This is a genomic window from Streptomyces sp. NBC_01304 (assembly GCF_035975855.1).
Taxonomy (GTDB): domain Bacteria; phylum Actinomycetota; class Actinomycetes; order Streptomycetales; family Streptomycetaceae; genus Streptomyces.
Window position 1 is genome coordinate 1 of the sequence record NZ_CP109056.1, and the last position, 21,433, is coordinate 21,433.

The following is a 21,433-nucleotide window of genomic DNA, read 5'->3' on the forward strand; positions in this document are numbered from 1 at the left end:
GGTGAACCCCGGCCTTCGGTTAGGGGCCTGCGCCTGCGGCGCTTCGCGGGTGTGTACGGTGAACTCCCGTGCTTCGCACGGGAGTTGGCACGCCTCCGGCGTGCTGGCCCCGGCCGGCGGCCGGGGTGCACGGGCGTTGCCCGTGCTGGTGGGGGGTGTTGGGGCGCTCCGCGCCCCTTGGGTTGGTGGGTGGGTGAACTCCTGTGCTTCGCACTGGAGTTGGGCGTTGGTTCGTGATGCTTCGCATCTCGAACCGGTTTGGTGGGGGCCGGAGCGCTCCGCGCTCCGGTTACTGTATGTGATGTGGGTTGGAGGTGATCGGTGATCTTGTAGGGAGCGCTCCGCGCTCTACAACACACCGGTGAAGAACGAGACTTCGAACCAGCAGCAAGATCGAGGGGTGTACCGTGCTCCACACGGAGGGTCGGCCCCGATGAGGCCGGCCGGTTCGGCAATCAGTAACCCGGGGACACGGCCTAGACGTGCATAACTTACCCATCAATAGACTCTGGGTCAAGTTTTACGCGTCTTTGCTTGCGGGTTCATGCTCCCGGCCAAGCCCTTCGCGCCTGCGATCTCACCCGGCTCTGCTCGGAAACGGCCATGGTTCAAAGCGAGGCACAGCAGTCGTACCTCACTCTACGGACAGCGTGGGCCTGGTCGCCGTGCTGAAGTCGTGGGCTGCCTTGACATCCTTCGGGCCGCCCAGCCGTCGTAGCGGATTCCCAGGGTGGTGGTGATCCTTGGGGCGAGGCACTGGGGCACCTTCCGAAACGTCACCGAGGCGGCCCCGTCGACGAATCGGGCACTTGGTCCAGCGGGAACGGATCTCCGACAGGGCGGGAGACACTCCGGCAGCAGGGTGGGTAACCACTGCTCTCAGAGTTCGGTTGGTGCACAACGTGCTGGACCACACCGTCTGCCGCCCGGGCGGGCGATAGGATCGGGCCTGCGTCTGTCACCGGGCGTGCCGTGTCCGGACCCACCTCCGGGCTGTGGTGAATCCAGCTGCCGCTGGGAGCGTGATGCAGTGGTGACGGTTGGCGCTCCCGCCTTTCTCTGACCGCCCTGTATGCACTCCGGCGCCGGTCGTGGTGGGACGGCCCGAGCCGGAGCGTGCAGGAGCAGTCATGTCGCCGAAGAACAGCACGAACATCAGCAACCGCCAGGACATTGCCAGGGCTCTCAACGCCGAGACGCGGATGGGGTACCAGCGTGCCCTGGAGCGCGTAGTCGACGCCGCCGAGAAAGGCCTTCTCCCAGCCGTGTTGGACGCGGCCGGTCGTGCGGAGGCCGTCCGGATTCTCTCCGCCCCGACCGGCCCCCAGCCGGCCGACCGGAAAGCCGCGCGTATCACCCACGGGGCCGGCGAGGCCGCACCCGTCGCTTCGCCGACCTTCCCCCTATGGGACGGAGCAGCGGTGACGTGGCCGGACGCCGGGACCCTGGGCAGCACCGCTCCGTCGAACCACTACGTGGCCGCGGTCCGCGACCGGCTGCGCCAGGACATGGCGAAGTTCCTGATCGACCGCGCCGGAGCCCGGCGCGCCGATGCGGACCACTGCTGGGAGCTTGGTCACTGGATCCCGTCGGACCACGCCGCTCACGCCGTCCGCCAGGCCCAGCAGTACCTCGGCGACAGGGGCTGGACGCAGGTCCGCATCCTGTGGGCCCGGCCCGGTGTGCCGTTCGCCGAGCCCGAGTGGATCAACGTCGACGTCACTAGCGTGCACCCGCGCAGCGCCGGCCTCCGGGACGTGCCCTGGCTGAGCGCGTACGACGGCCGGGACCACTTCGCGCTGATGCTGCCCGACATCGCCTCCCTCAGCCTGCCCGGCGATGACGACGAGACCGCTCCCGTCGATCCCGACGACCAGGCGAAAGCCCTCGCCGCCACTGTGCAGAACCCCGACCTCGAACGGGTCGACGGTGCCCGCCGCGGCGCCCTCTACCAGGCACGCAAGGACGAGGAGGACCTGCTGCGTGCCTCGGCGCACCCCGACCGCCCCGCACTGGTGCCGCTCGGCGGCGTCGGGACGGGCGGCGGCGAGGTGGCCCTCGACCTTGACGCACCGTTCCTCGGCCACCCGACCCGGCAGACCAGGGACCTCCTCAAGCGCGCCGGGACCTGGGGCCTGACCCTGCGCGAGGTCCGCGAACACCTCGCGATGGACGATCCCCAGGCTCTGGCCTACCTCGGCGCAATGGCCGACCAGGGACTGCTGATCGCGCCCGGTTCCGCCACCGCCGCCGACCGAGACGGCGGACACTGGAAGATCACAGCAGACGGTGTGCAGCTCGGCCGCGGCACCGGCCGCAAGGCGGTCACCCGCGCCAAGGCCGACGCCCTGACCGCCAAGGTCGTCACCGCGGCACGCGACATCAACGCCGACCCCGACTCGCTGTGGTGGGTCAAGGAAATCCGGGCCGCCGGCCCCTACTCCGACCCCGGCCGTAAGCAGCTCCTGCACGTCGACCTCGCCGTCCACCTGTCTCCGCGGCTGTCGGACCAGACCGAGCAGGCCAAGGCCGAGGCCCGGATGGAGGACGCCGCCAGGGACGCGGGCATGACCGGCCTGGTCCGCGACATGGTCGGCTATGGCCACTGGCGCACCAGGCTCGCCCTGGCCGGCAAGGGCACCGCCGTGCGGTTGTTCATGCTCCACCCGTACGCCGAGGAGGGAACGGTCTTGTTCCGGGAGGACCGCGACCTGACCGTCAGCCGCACCACGCCGCGGTACCGCAAGCCCGAGCCCGGCACCGCCGGTAGTTGCTCCTGGTGCCGCCGCGAGTTGCCGGCCGCCCGGATCTCGCGGCCCGGCGAGCCGCGCAGCTCCTCGCCGATCGCCCTGTGCGAGGACTGCCGGGGCCTGGGCGGGGTGTCCGGCCGCGCCGACGACTACCAGGAGGTCTACCCCCACGCGAGCTACAAGGCGCTGAAGGAACTGCGGGAAGGAGGTGCGTTCCACGGCACGGGGTGCGCGCTCTGCGGGCGCCTGCCCGCCACAGGGCACCAGTGGTGGGAGCAGTGGAGCAAGAGCGAAGAACCCGATGCAGTCCTGAGGCTGTGCCAGGTCTGTCCGGGCCTGCTGGGTCTGGCCGACCGGCGCGAGCGGGAGCAGGAGTGGAGGGAGCTCCACCAGTCCGCCTGCCTGACGGGGATGCACGCGATCCTGCGCGAAGAGGCAGGGCTCGAGCCGTTCACGGCGCCGACGAGGAAGCGGAGGCTCCCGCGCCTGACCGAGGTTCACCAACAGATCCTCGAAGCCATCACCGTCAACGGCGTCATCTCGGCAGCCGACATGGACCGTATCGACCAGGCGCAGGAGCTCCGCCGGAAGCGTGACTGGTGGCAGTCACGCATGGGACACCTGCTGCAGCACGACCTCGTCACCCCTGTCGGAGGCGAGTGGAGGCGCCCGTGGTCGCGGATGCGCGCCATGGACGACGAGGAGCGCGACCTGGTCCGCAAGATGCGGGAGCTGCACGTCCCGGGCCCGGTCTGGAACGGGACAGCCGTCGTCGAACTCCAGCCGCCCGCGGACTGGGTCGGCTTCGCGGACCAGCTCAAGACACTGGCCGACAAGCACGACCGCCAATCGCTGGGCGTGCGGGAAGCAGCGCAGGGGCGGCACGTCTGAACTGATCCCGGATCGGAAGCCGTGACGTTGAGCATTCAGCTCGTCGGTGTCGGAAACCTGTCGTCGGGCTCCTTTCCTGTCGGGCGTGCCTGTCAGCTGTACATCGAGCACAGCAGCCAGGCCGGTTGTGCCTGCTCCGGGGTCAGGCCGAGTGTCTTGATGGCGGTGTGCAGCTTGGCGTCCCATCCTTCGCGCTCCGGCCGGGTGGTCAGCGAAGCGAGGTCGATCGCCGTGGTGCTGTCCTCCTCGGCCCGAATCTGCCCGGCCGCGAGCAGGTAGCTCGGGGAATCCAACATGCAGTACGTGACGATCTTGACGCCGAACTGCTCGAGGGCCGCTCCGCGCCGTTCGTAGTACCCGACGTCTCCCGGGGTCCACGTGTCGGTGAATCCGGCCGCGGCCAGGAGGGCGTTCTCCAGGGCGTCCTCAACGCTGTCTGTCTCGTACCAAGAGGCGCTCAGCTCGCCGTACTCGCCCTTCTCCTTCACCTTCCAGCCGGCATCGTCGCCACCCAGGTCGTATCCGTACACAAGCTTCGCGGTTGCTGAACTTCCCATCGGGGACTCCTTCGATCAGGGCTAGGTGGCCGACGTCTTCGGCTGTCGCGGGGTCTGGAACGTCCACCAGCCGTCGTAACCCGGCGGCAGGGACGGGTAGTTGTCGAGCATGGGGCGCAGAATCGCGAGGTGCTGCTCCATGGCTGCCGGCTCCTGGGCTCCCCAGTACCGATCGCCGTCCCAGCGGCCGTGGCAGTCGCCGCCGTAGCGGCCGTCCAGGTCGGCGGACAGGATGGCCTGCGCAGTGTCGAGGGGCACCGGCTCGCGCAGATGATGGCGCCAGAGCATGATCGTGCCGATGCAGGCGCGGGTGACTCCGTCCTGCCGGCGAAACCAGACGGCGTCGGCCTTCCCGTCGATGGAGAACCTGTCGCCGTGCGGACCGAGTTCGCCGGTGACGGAGGACAGGTCGACCGCGAACGGCTTACGAGAGATCAGGAACCGGTCTTCTCGGATCAATTCAACTTCCTCAAGGTCAGGTGTAGGCGGGGCGTGCGGAGATCGCGCCGGGCGCGGAGGTCACGGCTTCTTCCAGCCGGAGAGCGTCCAGCGCAGTCCGGCGTGCATGTTCCGCATGTGCACGGGGTGGTGGCACGGCTCGGTGCTGCCGTCGGAGGTCGTCAGTGATCCGTTGCAGCTCGTGAGCCAGTTGAAGGTGATGTTGTAGGCCACGGTCTCCTGCGCGGAGAGTTTGGCGTCGCGTACGAGGGCGGCCTTCAGCGTCGCTGCGGCGCCGCTCCTGGTGCACAGGACGCCTCCGTACGAGGCGTTGTGGTGGTCGACGAGCTGCTCGCGCGTCACCTCCACGACGTTGTCGCAGGTGCGGCAGCGGGTGACGTACTTCCTGTCGGTCCTGCGGGTGTTCCAGTGCCGTGTCCAGGCGATCTGCCCCGGCTGGGGCGCGTCGAGGGGTCATTCGGGTCGTACTCGCCGATCGTGTCTGGCGTGTCGATCCAGTGACGGACCAGTTCACCGCTGTCGGCGGTGAGCCGGAAGGCCTTCACCTCGTACGGGGTGGCGTCGAACCAGTAGGTGGTCCCGTAGATGCTGCGCTCCCATCCGTTGACGTCACCTGTCGCACTGCGGGGCTTTCGCGCCAGGATCGAGCTCATTTGTTGTGGTCCTCCGGCTACTTGTAGGTGGTCGGGTGCGGGGCGTTCGTGGTCTTCCCGGGCCAGTCGTGGTCGTAGCGGGCGCCGCACCAGCAGTAGTCGCGGCTGCCGATCGGATCGCCGGGGAAGTCGACGCCGCCTCTGCTGCTGTCGGTCCGGCGATGCCGTGAGGGCGGGCGCCACGCCGCGGACTTGTTGGCAAGGGCTCGGGCCGTGCGCTCGCTCTTCGGGATCGGCATGCTGCGGGTCTCCTCACGTGGGCTGGCACCGGGCGGGGTTCGCCCGGTGCGGGTGAAGGGGTCGGGCCGCGGGCAGAGGGGTACCGCGGCTCGGCGGTCGGTCCGGTCAGCTCACGGGCTTGCCGCCGAGGGTGAACTGGTGCGGGTGCACCAGCCAGATGAAGGCGCCGACGTTCACGTGGGTCACGCCGAAGCCGTTCACGATGACGGCCTTGTTGCCCTCGACGGCCCGCAGGTGACCGGCGATGCCGTCGCTCCCGTTGAGGCCCTGCACGTGGCGCCCCGTGTTGAGTGCCAGGACGTGCGGCGAGCAGGCGCCCAGACGCACGATCTGAGCCGCGTACGCGGCCTCCTCCTGAGTCAGCTCCATCACTGCCCCTTCCGCGCTGTTGTGCAGTCGGCTCTCTGCCGCCGCATTCATATAATTTACCCCTTGAAACTATCTTGGTCAAGTTTTACGCGTCATAATACTGAGCTCTCGCCTGCTGCGTATGAACCCCGTCCGCCCCCGGTACGCTCATGGCTATGAGCCACAACTCATCGCTCGCTGCCGGCCTCACTGCCGCCATCACCCAGGGGTTCGACCGGGGCCGGTGGCCTGCCGCCGTACACCACAGCGGCTGCAGCGCCGGTCGCCGCTGATCCGAATCGTGGCGCCACCGCGGCCGGTGCTCCTCCCCTGCCGGGGGCGACAGGGGCCCTTCGGTGGGTGCCGGCCCGCTACAGCAACGAGAGGAGACACGATGACGCAGAGGTTCGAGGCGGCCGGGCAGGTACTCGGTCCGGTCGAGGGCCGGGCGGCGGCGCTGTGCCGGTTCGCCGGGCGCAGCGGTGCCCAGCAGAGCCCGGCCGCCCTCGCCCTGGTCGGCTCGGCTCTGGACTTCGCCGAGCAAGTCGAAGGCGTGACCGACGTGTCGGAGCTGGAGAAGCTGTGGCGGGTGGCGCACTTCTGGGGCCATCCGGTCAGGGAGGGTGTTGAGTTGCCCCCGCTGAGCGCCGTGGGCGAGGCGGTGGCTGGTCACCTCCAGGGCCTCGTGGAGCAGCTGACGCCCGAAGAACTGCGGGAGGCAGGGATGGGGCTATCGGTGGATCACGACATGGTCGCTCTGGCCCTGGAACTGGTGGAGGAGGCAGCCACGGAGCACGAGTTTCAGGCACGGACGTGGCACGACGTGGAGACCGAGATCCGGCTGAACGACGACCGGATCGGCGACGCGGTGGACCTGCTGCTGCTGGACGCCCCCGCTGAGTGGCCGCTGCCCCAGCAGGCCGCTCTCACGCTTGCCTTGGTGTGGGACCTGGCCGACCTGATCACCCACGCGGCCAAACTGTCCGTGGACACCCCGCCGGCTGTGCTGTTGTGGCAGGCCCCCGGAACCGATCATGCCTGCTCAAGCGTGCGAGTTCCCGTGCCGGGAACGGACCTGCTCGTCTGGGTCCAGGTCGACCCGCTGCCGTTCGACGGGCGCCCCTTGTGGAGCCAAGCCGAGAGCGTCGGACTTTGGGGATGGTCGCTCGACTGGCAGCGCCCGGACGGCTCGAAAGTGCACTACAAGGGCGGCCGAGCCCCCAGCCCAGCCGCCGCACGCTGGCAAGCTGAGCAGGCAACACGGCACCTGCTCGACCACCCCCACCAGGCCAAGAGCCCCGCGACTGGCGAACCGCTGGTCATGCCGACTTGATCCACGACACCGGGCAGGCGCAGCCGCGCGCCATGCTTGCCCGCGACCACGAACTGACTGCGACCTGAGACTGGCCTGTCCGCGGCAGGCCCCCGCCCTATCCGAGCGTGCGCCGTCACGCTCTACGCGCCGCCGGCGCCAACGGAGGTCAGCCAGGCGATCCAGGCGCCGTCAGCAGCCCGGCCGACATGGAGCTCCGGGGTGTGGCCGGCATCGCGGGCACAGATGCGACCGTGGGCGCCGTGGCGGGCCAGGCACAGGCTGCCCAGTTCCTCGGACGTCAGGGCCGCCAGGTCCTCCGGGAGGCGTTGCCCCTCCGGGGTGGCCCGGGCCTGGACACCGTGTCGTCGTTCCCTCTCGTCCTGGCGGGCGCTGGCCAGGCGGGTCCAGCGTAGTTCGGTGTCTTCCCCCAGGCTGTTGGGGGTGTAGAGGCACTGGGTCGCGCCGTGCTCCTCGAACTCGTCGACCAGCACCATGCCGACCGCCTCCAGCAGGCGACGGGAGGGGGTGTTCGCCTTCTGGGTAACGGCCACCAGCGGGCCGCCGGCGGGCGTCCTGCTCGTCCACCAGCCGACGGCCGCCTTGACCGCCTCGTGGCCCAGGCCCTGCCCCCAGGCCGCGGGCAGCAGCTGGTAGGAGAGTTCGGCGCGGCCGTCGCACCGGTGGTCCTGGCCGATGGTCACCATGCCGACCGCCTCCCCGCTGCCGGCGCGGGCGACGGTCCACGCGCCGGGCGTCTGCGCATAGGCGCGCGGCCGTGCGCAGATACGGATCGGCGTACCAGGGCCGCGTCTTGGTGGACGCGCGGCCGCACGGTATCCGTGATGGGAGGAACGGTCTCTGGCACGCCGTGGCGGCTCTGCTCACAGTTCTCCGCGTGCGATCAGCACTCGGGGCCGATCATCGGCAGGCCGCGAAAAGTCCCCGCGCGGGAATCCTTCGATCCACGTCGCGCGGTGCTGGTCGATGCTCGCGTAGTACTGCTGGCGCCAATGCCCCCTCACCCAATGCCCAGCCGGCGTGCGTCCTTCCGCGTGGGCTTGGGCCGCGGCGAGTTCGTGCTCGGCCGCCTCAGGACGTTGCAGGTAGATCCGACGGAACTGCTCCTGGGTGATCCCTGAACTCCGAGCCAGACCTCGAACCGACTGGTGGAGTTTCGGAGAGTCCTCGCGGGTCAGCCGTTGTCGTGACAGCGCCGACAGCGAGCGCAGCAGCGAGATGGGGTGGAGCCCGGATGGAGCCTCCGGGTTGTCCCACGGCATGAGCATGGTGGCCGCCGGGATGTACCCATCGGTGTGGAAGCGAACGCCGTTGATGGTGCCGTTGCCCCGGCGCTGGGGGATCCACAGGACAGCGGCCAGAACGTGCTCGCCCGACTCCCAGCTGATCGCCGCCGCAGAGAGGCTCTTCCAGCTCCGATGGTTCGATATGAAGGCGCGGGCCTCGATCTGCTTGCCGAAGACGATCATTCCATCAGGAGCCAGCAACTCCTCGCGCTGTACCTGCTGTTGGGGGAAGGTGTGGGCTGCGGCAAGCACCAGGTCAGACATGGCCGGGTCCGCGTACACCAGGTCACTTGAACGCTGGACCTCCGCAGGCGACCATCCTTTCGCGAGCAGCGACTCCCGCCCGGTCTGCGGGAGTGCGCCCCACTGGTCGGGGAAGACCTGTTCCCACAGAGGATCGCAGGCTGCTACGCGCCAGAAGTCGTCGGTCCCCATCCAGCGGGTCAGTCGGGCCTTGATCCGCACGGCGTCCGAAGGTGAGACAAGTCGCTGGTGGCCGAGTGGCTTACGCGTCGGCCGTGACACTGCTTTCGTACGTGAACTCATGCGGCCAGACTTCTGCCGCCTGCCTGTGGACAGAGACCGGGCCTAGTCGCGGGTGCGGATCCTCTGCTCGCCTTGGACGATGCTGACCTCCCAGTCCGCCCACTCCGGCCATCCGTACTCGGCCCAAGGCCGGCGCTCGCGCTGCGAGCGCATCCTCATGAAGTGCACGCCGGTGATCAGCGGCCCCCGCCCCGAGCCTTGCCCATCGCAGTCGTCCAGACGCACGAGGGCGTCGGAGCCCATCGGCGTGTCAAGCGGAGCGAGGATCACCCCGCCCCGCCGGACCAGGTGCAGCCACACGGTCGGGATCATGCCCAGACCGACGGCGGAGATGATCCGGTCGTAGGGAGCGCCGCCCTTCCAACCGTGCTCACCGTCGACCGCGTGCACCTCCACCCTGTCGTCGCCATAGCCCAGCTCGCGCAGGCGGAGCTCGGCGCGCTTGGCGAGCTCCTCGTCGATCTCCACGCTCACCACGTGGCCAACCCGTTCGGCCAGCAGGGCGGTTGAGTAGCCGGTGCCCGTGCCGATCTCGAGCACGCGCTCGCCGGGCTGCGGATTGAGGTGGCGCAGCATGTTCACCACGACGGCCGGACAGGAGATCGACGACGTCCAGTCGTTGCTGTCGGTCGGCCCGTCCTCCGGCCTGACCTCGCCGTCCGAGATCTGAGTGATCAGGGCTGCGAGCGGCCGGTACACGGCTTTCAGCCAGCGATTGGGTTCAGTGGTCCGGTCCAGGAGCGGGTACAGACCGTCCTCGCCCTTCTTCGGCCACCACACTCGATCCGGGGTGAAGTGCTCGCGAGGCACCTGCTCGAAGATGGCACGCAGCCATGCGGCGTCGTCGAAGTACCCGTACCGGGTGGCGATTTCCTCCGCGCATTGTGCCCGCAGCGCGGCCGCGTCCATGCTCGCGTCCTCAGTCGTCGTCGGGCAGCGGGCCAGGGTCGGTGTCCTGGTGGCCGTTGCCGGTGTCGTCCTGGCCGGCCTGGGGCACGTCGCCCTCTTCCGTCTGTTCAGGGTCTGGGTCGGCTCCGTTTGTCCTCGGCATGTTCAGCAGTGTGGCGCGGGCCGTGACGGGTGCCAAGACTGCCTGCACGCGCCAGATCGGGGCATGGGTCGGCCCCGGTCGGGTGCTCGGGGGGTGACACCGGCCGGGGCCTGTCGGCGGGCTCGACGCTACATGCGGGCGGTGGGCCGTCAGAGCGTGCGACACGGCCTCAACGCTGGTGAGGGAAGAGCTCGAGGAGCTTCTCCTGCTGTCGCGCCCCGAGACCGCGCACCCGGCGTCGTTCCGAGATACCGATCTCGTCGAGCAGCTGGCCGGCGCGGATCTTGCCGATCCCGGGCAGTGATTCCAAGAGCCTCTTGACGTGCGTCTTGCCGATCACGTCGTCCTGCCGGTCGAGGACTTCCTTGAGGCTGATCCGGCCGCCCTTCAACTCGGCGAGCACGGCGCCCCGTTCCTTGCGGACCAGGGCGGCCTTCTGAAGCGCCTCGTTCCTCTGAGCGGGGGTGAGCGCGGGCAGCGGGGACATGGGCGTCCTTCCTGCAGATGGGCGATACCCAGCCCATCCTCACCTGACACAAGGGCGATGACCAGCGAGTTTGCCGCGATTCGCCCGCGGGTGTGGCGGACGTCTCGGTATCCGTTCTCGCTCCGCGCAGCCCCGCGTCCAAGACCCATCTCGCCGGCCTAGAAGAGGGTCGCTTCCCGGTCGAGATCCGAGATCCATCTGAGGCACCGCGCCAGGTTCACATCGGGGGCGAAGGCCACGAAGGTGCCGTCCGCCGTCGCGCTGCCGATCTGGTCGGCGTACCGCAGCCGTTTACGTGAGTTGACCCGCCCCATGTGGACCGGGACGTCGCGCTCCCGGGCGTCGGCCGCCAGTTGGCGTGCGGCCGGCCCGAGTTTCCATTCGGTTGAGCCGGCCAGGAAGAGGACGTCGAACTCGCCCCAGGGCACTCCGACTTCCTCGGCTCCGTCCTGCGCGGCGAAGGCCGCCGGATAGCCGCGCTCGCGGATCGGTTCGAGGTAGGGCACGGACTCTTTCAGGGTGGCGGCGGCGTCCATCGGGACATCTGGGGCGACGGCGAACAGGCAGTCCGGTGCCCGGTCGGCATGGGCGTCGAGCCACCGAAGCCAGCGGTGCACTCCAGGCCATCCCTTTCCGAACTTCCCGTTGTCGGCCGCCCATATCTGGCCTGAGGGGAGGCGGTTGCCCTGGGCCGGGGTGTTCATCCAGCCGAGTCGCCCTTCCGCCATGGCCAGTCTGACCGCGGGCCCGGACGGAGTGGTCAGGTAGAGCATGAGCTCGCCGAGCGACGCCTGGCCGCACGGTAGGTGAGGACGGCGAGTACGGGTATGGCGACGGCCCAGAGCTTGCCGACGAGCTGCCCGGGCACCTGCGGCCACACCGGCAGTCCCACGATCGACAGGAAGACCACGGTGTCGAGCAGTGCCCCGAGCAGCGTGGCCGGCAGCACCGCGCGTACCCATCCGCGGCGGCGCAGCGGCGTGTAGAGGCACATGTCCGCCAGCTCGGACACGAGTACCGCGCACGCCGAGGCCAGCGCGACGGCCTGGTCCGTGGTCGCCGCGGAGATGCAGGAGCCGACCACGATCGCGCCGACCACCGCGCGGCGGCCCAGGTAGTCCTGGATCAGGTTGCGCAGCATCAGCGCGATGCCGGCCGCTACGGTGCCGGCGGTCGCGGTGTAGCCGAATCCGACCGGGATCAGGCCGTAGTGGCTCGTCGCCCAGTTCGCCGCGATGAGCGCCAGGACGTACGCGGCCAGCACGGCGTACCCGGCCCAGCGGTCCTGCCGGTGATCGGGCGAGCCCGGCTGTGGATTCTCGGACATGTAGTCGCCACGGGGCCGGGGTTCCGGTGCGCGTCGGGCAGGGCCGTGACCGGGATGGGAGTGTGTTGAGGACATGCGGTGAGGGTGGGCGGCCCGGGCTGTGGACAGGGGCGCCCCGCATCGGCCTGCGGATCTTTCGGGCCCGTCCGCCGCCTCAGCCGTCGGCGCGCCGCTGGAATCGAGGGCGGGTGGGCCGGGCCCCTACTGGTCGGTCTGCGCCCGGTGCTGCAGCTCAGCGAGCCAGGCGCGGCTGAACGCCTCGTGGTCCTGTTCGTGGCCCGGGAGGACCAGCAGGCGTTCACCCCGTTCAAGGAGGCGTTCGTGCAGGTCGGCGGCGAAATCTGCGACGCCCTCGTCGAGGCACGCGGGCAGCACATGGGCGACGCCCTGGGGTTCCATCGTGGCGATGAGGGCCTGGTGCAGGATCTGGTGGACCCCCAACTCGTCGATCTCGTTGCGGAGTTCGGCCAGGGTGGGAGTGTCCGGCATCAGCAGGGCGTGCATCCAGTACAGGGCGCCGACGCCGGCCAGTTGGTACATGACGTGCCGGGCCTGGGCCAGCTGCTGCTCCCCGGCCTCCTTGACCCGGGCGAGGGGGTCGTGCCGTGTCGCGGCGGGGCCCACCCTCGCCAGCAGGGCCTCCTGGCGCCTGTGGTCGGCGAGGGCGGCTCGTGTCGCGGCCGGGCCCAGGCCGAGGGCAGTGAGGACCTCGGCCAGGACGTTCTCGCCGAGCTCCTCGACCCCGAGCCCCGCGGCCGCGACGAGGTGCACGACGGCCTCGGAACCACCCGGTCCGCGCGGCGGGGACGTGGCGGCGGGCGAGTTGAACAAGGCGCGCAGCTCCTGCGGGTGTGGAAGAGCGCCGGCCTCGTGTCCCAGGTAGCGCTGGACCTCCACGTAGAGAGCGTCGATGTCCTCCTCGGAGCGGGCGGAGCGAGCCTGTTCGAGGAACCGCTGCGCAGGGGTGGCAGCGACGGCCCACACGAGCGCGCGGTGTACCGCACCCAGGGAGGTTCCGGGACCGGAGTGTGGCCCGGCAGGCGCGGGCGGCCGGACTCCGCGTACCAGCCCAGCACGCTCCAGCGCAGATCGAGCCCCTGAGCGGTGTGGCGGGCCAGTGCGGCGGCGATCTCCACGGTGCCCGGGGCGATGACTGACGTTGATCCGTGGCCGCGGCCCAGCCCGCGGCGGGCGTGCGGGGGCAGGAGCCGGGCTCTGCGCCACCGCTCCAATTGCGCCGGGGAGACCTGAAGGTCGCGCTCGGCGAGATGGCGGAGCAACTCACGGTCGGCAGCGCCAACTTCGCCTCGGGGCATGGGGTGACCTTAGAACCCCGCGAGGCCGGCCGGGGCGCAGAGGGAGGTCTCTGGCTGACTGTTCCGCAGCCGCGGCGCTACCGCCCGCAGCCGTATGAGTCCGGAGAGGACTGCCTTGTCATGCCTGAATCCCGCCCATCGTCGCGGCGCGCCGCAGTTGCTGTCGCGGTACCCGTGGCGGTCAGCCTCTGTGCGAGTGGACCGACCGCCCTGGTGGTCTGCACCGTGGTCCTGCTCGTCGCCGCCGTTCCGGCCGTGATCGCGCTCGGCGCTGCGTTCGCCCGGAGTGCGGAGCGCCATGCGGCGGCGCACCGCACCCTCCTCAGCCTGTTGCGCCTGGCCCCTTGGTACGCGAGGCGCAGGTGACCCTGGCGGCGGCGCTCACCAGGGCGGGTGCTCGACGGTGGGCCAGTCCGTGGCTGAGGGCTGCGGGTCGAGGTCGAGCGCGGGGACCAGGGAGAGACGCCCGGCTACGCGGTCTTCGTCTGCGTCACCCCGGTCGTCGTACTCCTCCGGGACGCCGACGGGGCCGAAGTCTTCGCTGGGGTAGTCGTTCAGGCCGCCCTCGGGCTCCGCCTGGTCGTCGTCACCGAAGGCCTGGTCCGAGAACTCGTCCTCGGGTGTGGGGTACTGGTCTGGGTCGATCTCGTCGAACTCGCCCTCGGGTGTCTCGGGTGTGGGGTGGTCAGGGAAGTTCGGGTGCCGGATGCCGTCGTAGAGCACGATCACCCGGTCGTCGGTCCCGCTGGACAGGGTCCGCTCCGTGCCGTCGAGCTCGTCGCGGGTACGCACCTCTCCCCACGGCAGGGAAGGAACCTCGACGGAGGCGTCGAAGACTTCGCCACAGCCCTCGCACCGGTAGACGTCCTGCCAGATGGTGAGGCTGAACATGCTGCCGGGGTAGCGGTCGCGGTGCAGCAACGGTCCGCCGCACAGGCCCTCCGCGTAATCGGCCTCGCACGGGGCGCCATGGTGGCAACCGGTTCCCGAGCAGCGGCACGGCTGGCCGCCGGCGCTGGGGTGCCATACGGCCTCGGCATGCGCCCGCCGTGCCGGGCTGGCACCGGGCGGCAGGGCCCGCACCCCGAGTTGCTCGGCGGTGACGCCGGCCGCGGCCTCGTCGGGGGTGGGCTGCAGGACGTATGCGGCGGCGGGCTGCTGCGCCTGGTCTCGGACGCGGGTGAGCGCATCGAGGTAGCTGATGCCGTCGGCCTGCTGCAGTTCCCGGGCCCGCTGTTGGATGGTGTTGCGCTTGGTCACGATCGTCTCCCAACCGGTCTGGGGTACCCACGCCACCCGCCGGAAAGAGCGGATCGTCCAGCTGCGAACTCCCGGATCCCGCAGGACCTTCTCCCGTCGAGGCCTGCGCAGCGTGGGTGCGCTCGGCAGCGGGATGGGCGTTCGGGCGCCCTGGCAAAGACGTTATCTGATGGGACTGACAACAGGCCGCGGCCGTTGCTCACCACGTGGGCGAGCCCGTCGGCCCGACTGCCCCTGCAGCCCACTCGCACGCGGCAAGGTCGGTGTCTGGTGTGAAGTCGCCGGGTGGTTACGGTTGTTGTCTCCCGTACACGCCGTGTGTCGAAGGTTGGTCGGTTCCGGCCGGACCAGAGTGCGGACGCTACTCAGCGAGTCGTGGTGACGACTCGGGCGCCAACGGCGATCGCGGCGGCGAGGAGGACCGGCACGGTGAGCGCGAGGGGCAGGGTGGTGGTCGAGGCGATCGCTCCGATCGCCACTGGGCCTCCCAGCAAGCCGACGTTGCCGATGGTGCCCACACTCGCGACGGCTCGAGGACCGTACGAGCCCGCGGCGGAGTACAGCAGAGGCACGATCGGGGAGACGCCGAGGCCGAGGAGGGCCCAGCCGATCAGTGCGATCGGGGCCGCAGCCGGGGTGCTCGTCGCGGCGAGGCCGACCCCTAGACCGACAGCTGCCACGGTGGCGCCGGTGCGCAGCAGCTTCGTCGAGCCGAAGCGCACGGTGAGGACGTCGCCCATCAGCCTGCCCGTGGCCATGCCCGCGCCGTACAGCCAGTACGCGCCGGCCGCGGTCGTGGCGCCGGCTCCGAGAGAGCGGACATGGACCGCGGACCAGTCCAAGGCGGTGCCCTCGGCGATGAGCCCAGCGGCGATCATGGCACCGAGTAGCCACACTTTCCCGCGCACGGTGGGCGCTTCGGGAGCATCAGGCGCGGGCTGCGGGTCGGGCAACTTCAGGGTGATCGGCGCTGCGAGGAGTGCTGCGACGACCACGGTGGCACCCACTGCGCTGAATGCAAGGGAGTGGGAGAGGTGGCCTGCGGTGGCGGTGGAGATCCCTGCACCGCTGAACGCCCCCACCGAGTAGGAGCCATGAAGGGTGGACATGATGGGCCGCCCATACCCGGTTTGGCAGGCGACCCCGGACGCGTTCATGGGCACCAACAGCAGCCCTTGGGCGGCGCCGAAGAGCCCCGCGGCGGCGATGAGGGACACGAGGGAACGGCACTGGCCGAGCGCGATGAGCGCCATTCCGAGCACGCACGCCGATCCCACCAGTAGACGGGGCGTACCGCGATGGTGCTCGGCTATTCGACCGCTGATCAACAGGGTGGAGACCATGCCGAGCGCGGCGGCCAGGAGCCCGAGGGAGAGGGCTCCGGGGCTGAGGTCGGCAGCCTCCTTCACGGCTGGCAGGCGCGTTGCCCACGTGGCCATCACGACGCCCTGAGCAGCGAAGTACCCCGTCAGCAGCCACCGCGCTCGCCGCACATCTGCCGACGGCTGCAGCCCCGCGTCGAGCGAGGTCAGGTCAGCAGTGTCGCTCACCCCTCACCTCGGGACGGACCGAGCGAGGCCTCCTCCATGCGCTCACAGGGTTCGATCAGTTGCCCCATCCGGCCGCGGTCGGTGCACTCCTGGGCCGGGCGACCGCAGAGGCAGACCGCCGGCGGTGGCGTGGCTGATACCTGCTCCAGGACCATGGCGTGCCAGTCGAGGGTCTCCCGGTCGTACACCGCTCCGTCCTGGCCCTCGACGGACTCCAGATACACCAGGGCGCGGGCAAGTTCGTAGTCGATCCGCTGACTGCGGGTTCCAACGACAAGGGTCCGGTCCTGGGCCATGGACGCGGTGATGCCGCCCTGGGCGATCATGAGAGTGATGAACGCCCCGTCACTGACGTCATCCGGGGCAAGCCCACGAAGCTCCTCGGCGATGTCGCGGGCCAACTGCTCGCCGGATGCCCTGTACTCGACCATGCGCAGCCCTCTTCCCGGTTCCGGACCCCGTCAGCCAAACTACGACGCTCGCCATGTTCGTGACAGCCGATCAGGGCAACCAGGCCCGGTCGCCTACGAGTTCTTCGTGCACCACCCAGGCACGGCGTCCCGGGCGGTAAGGGCTTGATCGCGGTCGTCGAACCGTCGGTTCATGCCTTCGGCTGAGGTGCGGCTGAACCCGCCTCTTGAGGTGCAACGGCCCCCTACAGTCGCCCGGGTGAGCTATGTGAGCCTGCTGCGGCAGCGTCCAGTCCTGATCCTCTGGCTCGCTGAGACGCTGTCCGTGTTCGGTGACCGATTCTTCACGCTCGCGCTGGCGTGGACGGCCTGGCAGAAGTCCGGCGCGGTCGCGATGGGCCTGGTCGTGGTGGTCGAGTCGGTGCCGCACCTGCTGATCGGCACATTCGGCCGGAAGCTGGTTGCCCGCTTCGCATCCTTCCGCGCGCTCGCGGCGGTGGAGGCCGTGCAGGTTCTCGTCGTCGGCGCGATGCCGTGGCTGTGGCAGTCGATCGGCCTGACCGGTGTCCTGGTGGTCATCGTGCTAATCGGGACCTGCGACGCGATCACCGGGCCGAGCCTGTCGGCCCTGATCCCGGGGATGGTGAACAAGGATCAGGTCCGGCAGGTGACGGGCCTGATGGACGTCTCCAACCGGCTCACCTGGTTCCTGGGGCCGGGGTCGGCCGCGGTGCTGCTGGCCTTCCTGCCGGCCCAGAAGCTGTTCCTGGTCGACGCTGCGACCTTCGCCGTCTCCGCCTTGGCCTTCGCCTGGCTCGGCCGCACCGCGGCGCCATTGCTCGCGTCCACGGCTTCACCCACGGGCGAGAAGGGCGTCGCCGACGTGGCGGCGCCGAAGGCACTGTTCGTCCTGCGGGCGCATCCGCGGATCGGTGGCGCGCTGCTGGTGGGTGGGATCGGCGAGTTCTTCTCCACGGTGCTGACCATCGGCATCCCGATCTGGCTGACCAGCCAACTGCACGCCGGCGCGGGGGCGTACGCGGTGGTGCTGTCCGCCATGGGCATCGGCGCCGTGGCCGGCAACCTGCTGACCGGGAATGTGGCTTTGCCGGGCCGGTTCCCCAGCGGGTACTGCCTGGTGTGGTCGGCCCGGGGTCTGCTGCTGGCCGCTTTCGCCTTCAGCTCCACGCTCCCCCAGGTCGTGGTCATCGCGGCTGCCGCAAGTGCGCTCGTGCCACTGACCTCGATCTGTCTGAACGCGGAGATCGGCGGTCTGCCCGGCCCGGAGCGGCTACGGCTGTTCGCCGTCGACTCGGTCAAGGTGCACGTGGCGAGCATGAGCAGCATGCTGCTGCTGCCCGCTCTCCTGGAGCGGGCCCCGCGGATGTCCTTCGCCGTGGGCGGCGCCTTGACCGCGGTGGCCGGCTTGGTCGCGTGGGCGGTGGCCAGGATGCGGCGGCCTACTCCCGCAGAGGCAATGGAGTACGCAGAACTCGTCCGCCGGTAGCCGCTCAGCCGACGGCACGGCGCGTGCGGATGACCAGGGTGCGGTACGGGCTGCCTTTGGGTCCCTCGACAGGGAGCACGTCGACGCATCCGAAGCCGTGCTCGACGAGGAGTCGTCGGCCAGCAACTCACCGATGTGGCGCATCTGTTCGTCAGGTGGCGGTGACCGTCTTGAGTGCGAGGGTCCGCAGTGGCGCGATCTTGGTGCGGGCGTTGCCGCCGTAGACGGCGTTGGTGCAGATGACGAGGTAGCGGCCGGTGTCCGGGGCGAGGTAGAGGCTGGTTCCGGTGAACCCGTGGTGATAGGCGACGCGTCCGCCGGCGGCGAGGATCCAGGACAGGCCGCGGTCCAACCCGGGTTCGATCGGGGCCTGGGGGACGAGGCTGGCGTGCAGCCATTCGCCCAGGCCGTGCTCGTCGCCGTCCGCGTGAGCGACAAGGAGTCGCTGGGCGTACGTGGCGAGGTCGGCGGGCGTGGAGAAGACTCCGGCGTGGCCGGCGATGCCGCCGAGCAGGCCCGCGTTGTCGTCGTGCGGGGCGCCCCAGATCCGCGGTGCGCCCGGAATGCGCTGCTCGGTCGGAGCGACCTGTGAAGTGCGGGCGACGGGCCCGTACACCGTGGCGTCCATCCCGAGCGCCTTCCACAGGACCTCGCCCAGCTGGTCGAGGGGGCAGCCGTGGAGGTGGGCGAGGGCCAGGCCGAGCAGGATGTAGCCGCGGTTGATGTACCGGTGTTGACCAGGGGCGTCTTCCAGCGGTTCGCGGCACAGGAGTTCGTGCAGCGGAAGGTCCGCGCCGCGGTAGTGGTCGAGGCGGGTGGAGGCGCGCAGTCCGGAGGTGTGCGCGATCAGCTGGCGGACGGTCGCCTCGGCGCTGGGGGTTTCGCTGTTCATCGGCGGCAGGAAGTCGCGGATCGGGGCGTCGAGGTCGAGCAGCCCCGCGTCCAGGGCCTGGCCGATCAGCGGCCAGGTGGCGACGACCTTGGTCAGAGAGGCGATGTCGTAGAGCGTGTCCTGGCCGGGGTCGGCATCGCCGCACTCGGGGGCAACCTTGCCGGCGCTGAGGAACTGTGGCCGTGCGCCGGTGGTGCCGTAGGCGATGACGCCGCCGGGGGTGGCGCCGTCGGCGAGGACTTGGTCGAAGGTGTCCCGGAGGCGGGTGGTGTCATCGGCGGTGAACGGGACGGGCATCAGGTGCCTCCGGGGATGGTGGTGATCTCGGCTCCCAGCGTGGCGAGGTTGGGCAACAGGTGGCCGTAGCCGCGCCGGAGATGGAATATCCCCCGGATCGTAGAGGTGCCGTCGGCGGCGAGCGCGGCAATCAGGAGCGCGGTCACCGCACGGATGTCCGCGGCAGCCACTTCGGCGCTGGGTATCGCCTCCAGCTCCGGCTGCCCCGTCACTTGACCGACCCGCACAAAGCGCCACGCGCGTCCGACCAAGCCGCGTGATCAGGCTCCTGCGAGCCAATCCCGCTGAGCGACGAAGCAAGGCTGTGGCCATCCCGCAACCTCCCCTGTTGTGGAGGTCATATGGGCATGAACGCGGGACGCCTCCCCGCCGAGCAGGCGGATACGGCCCGGCGGTTCGTGATCGCGTGGGCTGAGGGGCAGGCCCTACAGGGCGTTCTTCCTACGCTGAGGCGCGGCCGGTGATGTGGTGGGCGAACGAAGTCCAGGCGACCTGGGGGAAGGTGAGGACCGGACCGTTCTCCGCCTTCCGCTTGGAGTCGCGGATGTGGACCACGTCGGGTTCGGGGCACGCTTCTACGCAGTCGGTGCCTTGTTCGCTGCTGTAGGAGGACTTGAACCACTCGCCGTACGGGCGGCCGGTGTCGGTGTGCGTGTTAATGGTGATCATGCCTCTCGTGCGAGTCGTTCAAGTAGAGCGGGGGTCTCGTGGTCGGGCAGGGCTCCGCCGGCGAGGAAGTCGATGCGGCGGGCGAACTGCTTAACCACCTTTGGCTTCGAGACCACCTGCATGGTGCCGGTGACGGTGCTCATGGAGACGACCGGTCCGGGGAGGTCCTTGCGGTCGAAGTCCAGGACCGTGAAGCCTCCCGAGGTGACCCGGTAGGCCGGGGCGGAGAACGGGATGATCCGCACGGTCACGTGCGGGAGCTTGCACAGCTCGGCGATCTGCCGGTACTGGTCCCGCATGATCTCGGCGTTGCCGACAACGTTCCGCAGCGCGGACTCGTCCATCAGGCAGAACAGTTCGGCGCCGGCCTCAGTGATCAGCTTCTTCCGTTTCGCGCGGACCTCCACCGAGCCGTCGATGAAGTCGGTGGTCGTCTCATCTGCGCCCTTCGCGGATTCCATCAGTGCGCGGGCGTAACTCTCGGTCTGCAGCAGTCCGTAGATGACGTTCGGGCACCAGGGCTTCAGCACCTTCGCCCCGGACTCGAATCCGAGGTAGACGGGCATCCCGGACGGCAGGACCGAGGTGTTCGGTGTCCACCAGTCGTCGCCCTTGGCGTTCCTGTACCAGTCGAGGAGCAGCTCCTGGCCCTCGAAGTCCACGCCGTACGCGGTGAGGAGATCGGTGAACTGCCCGATGCGGCGGAAGCCGGTCGTACCCTTCTCGAGGTTCGTGATCGTCGACGGCGCGCAGTGGGCAGCTCTCGCCGCCTGCTCGCCGGACAGTCCGGCTCCCTCTCTGAGCCGGGTGAGTTCCGCACCCAGCATGATCCGCAGGAACGTCGCCCCGGTGTTCGCCGCCACGCAGCCGCCTCCCTCCGGTACCTCTCGCCGGACCTTCGGCGCCGATGATGGCACCCCCGGTGCACCCCGCGTAGGCCCCGGTGCAGATTGTTCGGACCCCGGTTCGCCTCCAGTCATATACCGATGCTCCCTGGACCACAATTGGCTCCACACTTTCGATTGCAATTCAAGTCGGCACGGGTAGACGGTAGTTGACGCCACGACCGGCCGGATGAGGAAGCGTCCGTGACGGAGCGGCTCCTAATAGCGGCGGGCCTGCCGGGTGACGTCCCACCCTCTGATCCCCGGCGGACCTGCCGCTCCCACCCTCACGCCAAGGAGGCGGCCGTCATGGACCAGGCGGCACAGCCGACGCCCCCGCTGCCGCATCCCCAGGACGTCCGGCTGGATGCCGACCTCGCCTTCAGCCTGGCGGCCGGCCGCCCCACCGGCGAGGCCGCCGACGCCCTGCGCGATCGGCTGCGCGACTACATCCGAGCCCTCGCAGAACCGGCCGCCACCTACGCCCAGAGCCTGGAGGACAACCGCGCGAAGGACATCGCGGTCAACACCGTCCTGCATGCCCGCAAGGTCGCGGCCGACCGGGGTCAAGACCCGGTGGCGAGTCTGCGGCTGCTGGGCAAGTCGGCCGAGATCCTCTCCCGCTACACGGCAGCAGCAGCCCGTCTGCCGCGAGTTCCGTACACCTGAACCTCCTCGTCGCGATCGTCGTGTCGTCCGGCCCCTCGGGCCGGGGACAGG

General features: G+C 69.8%; 25 protein-coding genes. 5 read left to right on the plus strand and 20 right to left on the minus strand.

The genetic code is table 11. The features are described from left to right. Positions 1 to 1,130 precede the first annotated feature (1,130 nt). The gene (locus OG430_RS47500) at positions 1,131 to 3,641 is read left to right on the plus strand and encodes a hypothetical protein (protein ID WP_327359510.1); all 2,511 of its coding nucleotides are present in this window, start codon (positions 1,131 to 1,133) and stop codon (positions 3,639 to 3,641) included. 92 nt (positions 3,642 to 3,733) lie between these two features. On the opposite strand, the gene OG430_RS47505 is transcribed toward OG430_RS47500, so the two are convergent. The 5 genes from OG430_RS47505 to OG430_RS47525 form a co-directional block, all read right to left on the minus strand. Further along, complete coding sequence (locus tag OG430_RS47505) at positions 3,734 to 4,198, minus strand: hypothetical protein (RefSeq protein WP_327359511.1); 465 nt, start codon at positions 4,196 to 4,198, stop codon at positions 3,734 to 3,736. Positions 4,199 to 4,219: 21 nt separating this feature from the next. Continuing rightward, positions 4,220 to 4,657: a hypothetical protein gene (locus OG430_RS47510; protein WP_327359512.1), complete on the minus strand. Its 438-nt coding sequence runs from the start codon at positions 4,655 to 4,657 to the stop codon at positions 4,220 to 4,222. A 60-nt stretch (positions 4,658 to 4,717) separates the two neighbouring features. Continuing rightward, positions 4,718 to 4,999, minus strand: a complete 282-nt coding sequence (locus OG430_RS47515; RefSeq protein WP_327359513.1) for a hypothetical protein — start codon at positions 4,997 to 4,999, stop codon at positions 4,718 to 4,720. A gap of 328 nt (positions 5,000 to 5,327) precedes the next feature. After that, entirely contained in the window at positions 5,328 to 5,549 is a 222-nt protein-coding gene (locus OG430_RS47520; protein WP_327359514.1) for a hypothetical protein, read from the minus strand. A gap of 106 nt (positions 5,550 to 5,655) precedes the next feature. Continuing rightward, entirely contained in the window at positions 5,656 to 5,919 is a 264-nt protein-coding gene (locus OG430_RS47525; protein WP_327359515.1) for a hypothetical protein, read from the minus strand. A 373-nt stretch (positions 5,920 to 6,292) separates the two neighbouring features. On the opposite strand from OG430_RS47525, the gene OG430_RS47530 reads away from it, so the two are divergent. Beyond that, entirely contained in the window at positions 6,293 to 7,231 is a 939-nt protein-coding gene (locus OG430_RS47530) for a hypothetical protein (protein ID WP_327359516.1), read from the plus strand. Between the two features lie 122 nt (positions 7,232 to 7,353). Here OG430_RS47530 and OG430_RS47535 read toward each other — a convergent pair whose 3' ends face one another. The 8 genes from OG430_RS47535 to OG430_RS47570 all read right to left on the minus strand — a co-directional run bounded on the left by OG430_RS47535 (position 7,354) and on the right by OG430_RS47570 (position 12,912). Beyond that, positions 7,354 to 8,004, minus strand: a complete 651-nt coding sequence (locus OG430_RS47535; RefSeq protein ID WP_327359778.1) for a GNAT family N-acetyltransferase — start codon at positions 8,002 to 8,004, stop codon at positions 7,354 to 7,356. 90 nt (positions 8,005 to 8,094) lie between these two features. Then, on the minus strand, positions 8,095 to 8,982 hold the full coding sequence (locus tag OG430_RS47540) for a hypothetical protein (protein WP_327359517.1): 888 nt from the start codon (positions 8,980 to 8,982) through the stop codon (positions 8,095 to 8,097). 123 nt (positions 8,983 to 9,105) lie between these two features. Further along, complete coding sequence (locus tag OG430_RS47545) at positions 9,106 to 9,972, minus strand: rRNA adenine N-6-methyltransferase family protein (protein WP_327359518.1); 867 nt, start codon at positions 9,970 to 9,972, stop codon at positions 9,106 to 9,108. 10 nt (positions 9,973 to 9,982) lie between these two features. Beyond that, on the minus strand, positions 9,983 to 10,114 hold the full coding sequence (locus tag OG430_RS47550) for a hypothetical protein (RefSeq protein ID WP_327359519.1): 132 nt from the start codon (positions 10,112 to 10,114) through the stop codon (positions 9,983 to 9,985). Between the two features lie 169 nt (positions 10,115 to 10,283). Further along, on the minus strand, positions 10,284 to 10,601 hold the full coding sequence (gene mihF / locus OG430_RS47555) for an integration host factor, actinobacterial type (protein ID WP_327359521.1): 318 nt from the start codon (positions 10,599 to 10,601) through the stop codon (positions 10,284 to 10,286). A 158-nt stretch (positions 10,602 to 10,759) separates the two neighbouring features. Further along, the gene (locus OG430_RS47560) at positions 10,760 to 11,329 is read right to left on the minus strand and encodes a hypothetical protein (protein ID WP_327359522.1); all 570 of its coding nucleotides are present in this window, start codon (positions 11,327 to 11,329) and stop codon (positions 10,760 to 10,762) included. Positions 11,330 to 11,361: 32 nt separating this feature from the next. After that, positions 11,362 to 11,928 carry a VUT family protein gene (locus OG430_RS47565; protein ID WP_327359523.1) on the minus strand — a complete coding sequence of 189 codons (567 nt, stop codon included), beginning with the start codon at positions 11,926 to 11,928 and terminating at the stop codon, positions 11,362 to 11,364. Between the two features lie 201 nt (positions 11,929 to 12,129). Beyond that, a complete protein-coding gene (locus OG430_RS47570; RefSeq protein ID WP_327359524.1) occupies positions 12,130 to 12,912 on the minus strand; it encodes a hypothetical protein in 783 nt (260 codons plus the stop codon). Positions 12,913 to 13,364: 452 nt separating this feature from the next. Between OG430_RS47570 and OG430_RS47575 the strand changes: the two genes are divergently transcribed. Continuing rightward, positions 13,365 to 13,610, plus strand: a complete 246-nt coding sequence (locus OG430_RS47575; RefSeq protein WP_327359526.1) for a hypothetical protein — start codon at positions 13,365 to 13,367, stop codon at positions 13,608 to 13,610. A gap of 15 nt (positions 13,611 to 13,625) precedes the next feature. Here the strand turns inward: OG430_RS47575 and OG430_RS47580 are convergent, their stop codons facing one another. From OG430_RS47580 to OG430_RS47590, 3 genes are all read right to left on the minus strand, one after another. After that, positions 13,626 to 14,504 (minus strand): hypothetical protein, encoded by an 879-nt coding sequence (locus OG430_RS47580; protein WP_327359527.1) that lies wholly within the window; start codon positions 14,502 to 14,504, stop codon positions 13,626 to 13,628. Positions 14,505 to 14,869: 365 nt separating this feature from the next. Beyond that, a complete protein-coding gene (locus OG430_RS47585; RefSeq protein ID WP_327359528.1) occupies positions 14,870 to 16,054 on the minus strand; it encodes an MFS transporter in 1,185 nt (394 codons plus the stop codon). Beyond that, positions 16,051 to 16,485, minus strand: coding sequence for a hypothetical protein (locus tag OG430_RS47590; RefSeq protein WP_327359530.1), 435 nt, complete (start codon positions 16,483 to 16,485; stop codon positions 16,051 to 16,053). Before OG430_RS47590 ends, OG430_RS47585 begins: the two co-directional genes overlap by 4 nt. A gap of 238 nt (positions 16,486 to 16,723) precedes the next feature. Here OG430_RS47590 and OG430_RS47595 point away from each other — a divergent pair, with 238 nt between their 5' ends. Then, positions 16,724 to 17,971 carry an MFS transporter gene (locus OG430_RS47595; protein ID WP_327359531.1) on the plus strand — a complete coding sequence of 416 codons (1,248 nt, stop codon included), beginning with the start codon at positions 16,724 to 16,726 and terminating at the stop codon, positions 17,969 to 17,971. Positions 17,972 to 18,122: 151 nt separating this feature from the next. Here the strand turns inward: OG430_RS47595 and OG430_RS47600 are convergent, their stop codons facing one another. The 4 genes from OG430_RS47600 to OG430_RS47615 form a co-directional block, all read right to left on the minus strand. After that, positions 18,123 to 19,160, minus strand: a complete 1,038-nt coding sequence (locus OG430_RS47600; protein WP_327359532.1) for a serine hydrolase domain-containing protein — start codon at positions 19,158 to 19,160, stop codon at positions 18,123 to 18,125. Then, complete coding sequence (locus tag OG430_RS47605) at positions 19,160 to 19,372, minus strand: hypothetical protein (protein WP_327359533.1); 213 nt, start codon at positions 19,370 to 19,372, stop codon at positions 19,160 to 19,162. The genes OG430_RS47600 and OG430_RS47605 overlap by 1 nt, the downstream gene beginning before the upstream one ends. A gap of 229 nt (positions 19,373 to 19,601) precedes the next feature. Next, a complete protein-coding gene (locus tag OG430_RS47610) occupies positions 19,602 to 19,829 on the minus strand; it encodes a DUF397 domain-containing protein (RefSeq protein WP_327359534.1) in 228 nt (75 codons plus the stop codon). Beyond that, a complete protein-coding gene (locus OG430_RS47615; protein ID WP_327359535.1) occupies positions 19,826 to 20,692 on the minus strand; it encodes a helix-turn-helix domain-containing protein in 867 nt (288 codons plus the stop codon). Before OG430_RS47615 ends, OG430_RS47610 begins: the two co-directional genes overlap by 4 nt. Positions 20,693 to 21,022: 330 nt before the next feature. On the opposite strand from OG430_RS47615, the gene OG430_RS47620 reads away from it, so the two are divergent. Then, the gene (locus tag OG430_RS47620) at positions 21,023 to 21,382 is read left to right on the plus strand and encodes a hypothetical protein (RefSeq protein ID WP_327359536.1); all 360 of its coding nucleotides are present in this window, start codon (positions 21,023 to 21,025) and stop codon (positions 21,380 to 21,382) included. Positions 21,383 to 21,433: the final 51 nt, after the last annotated feature.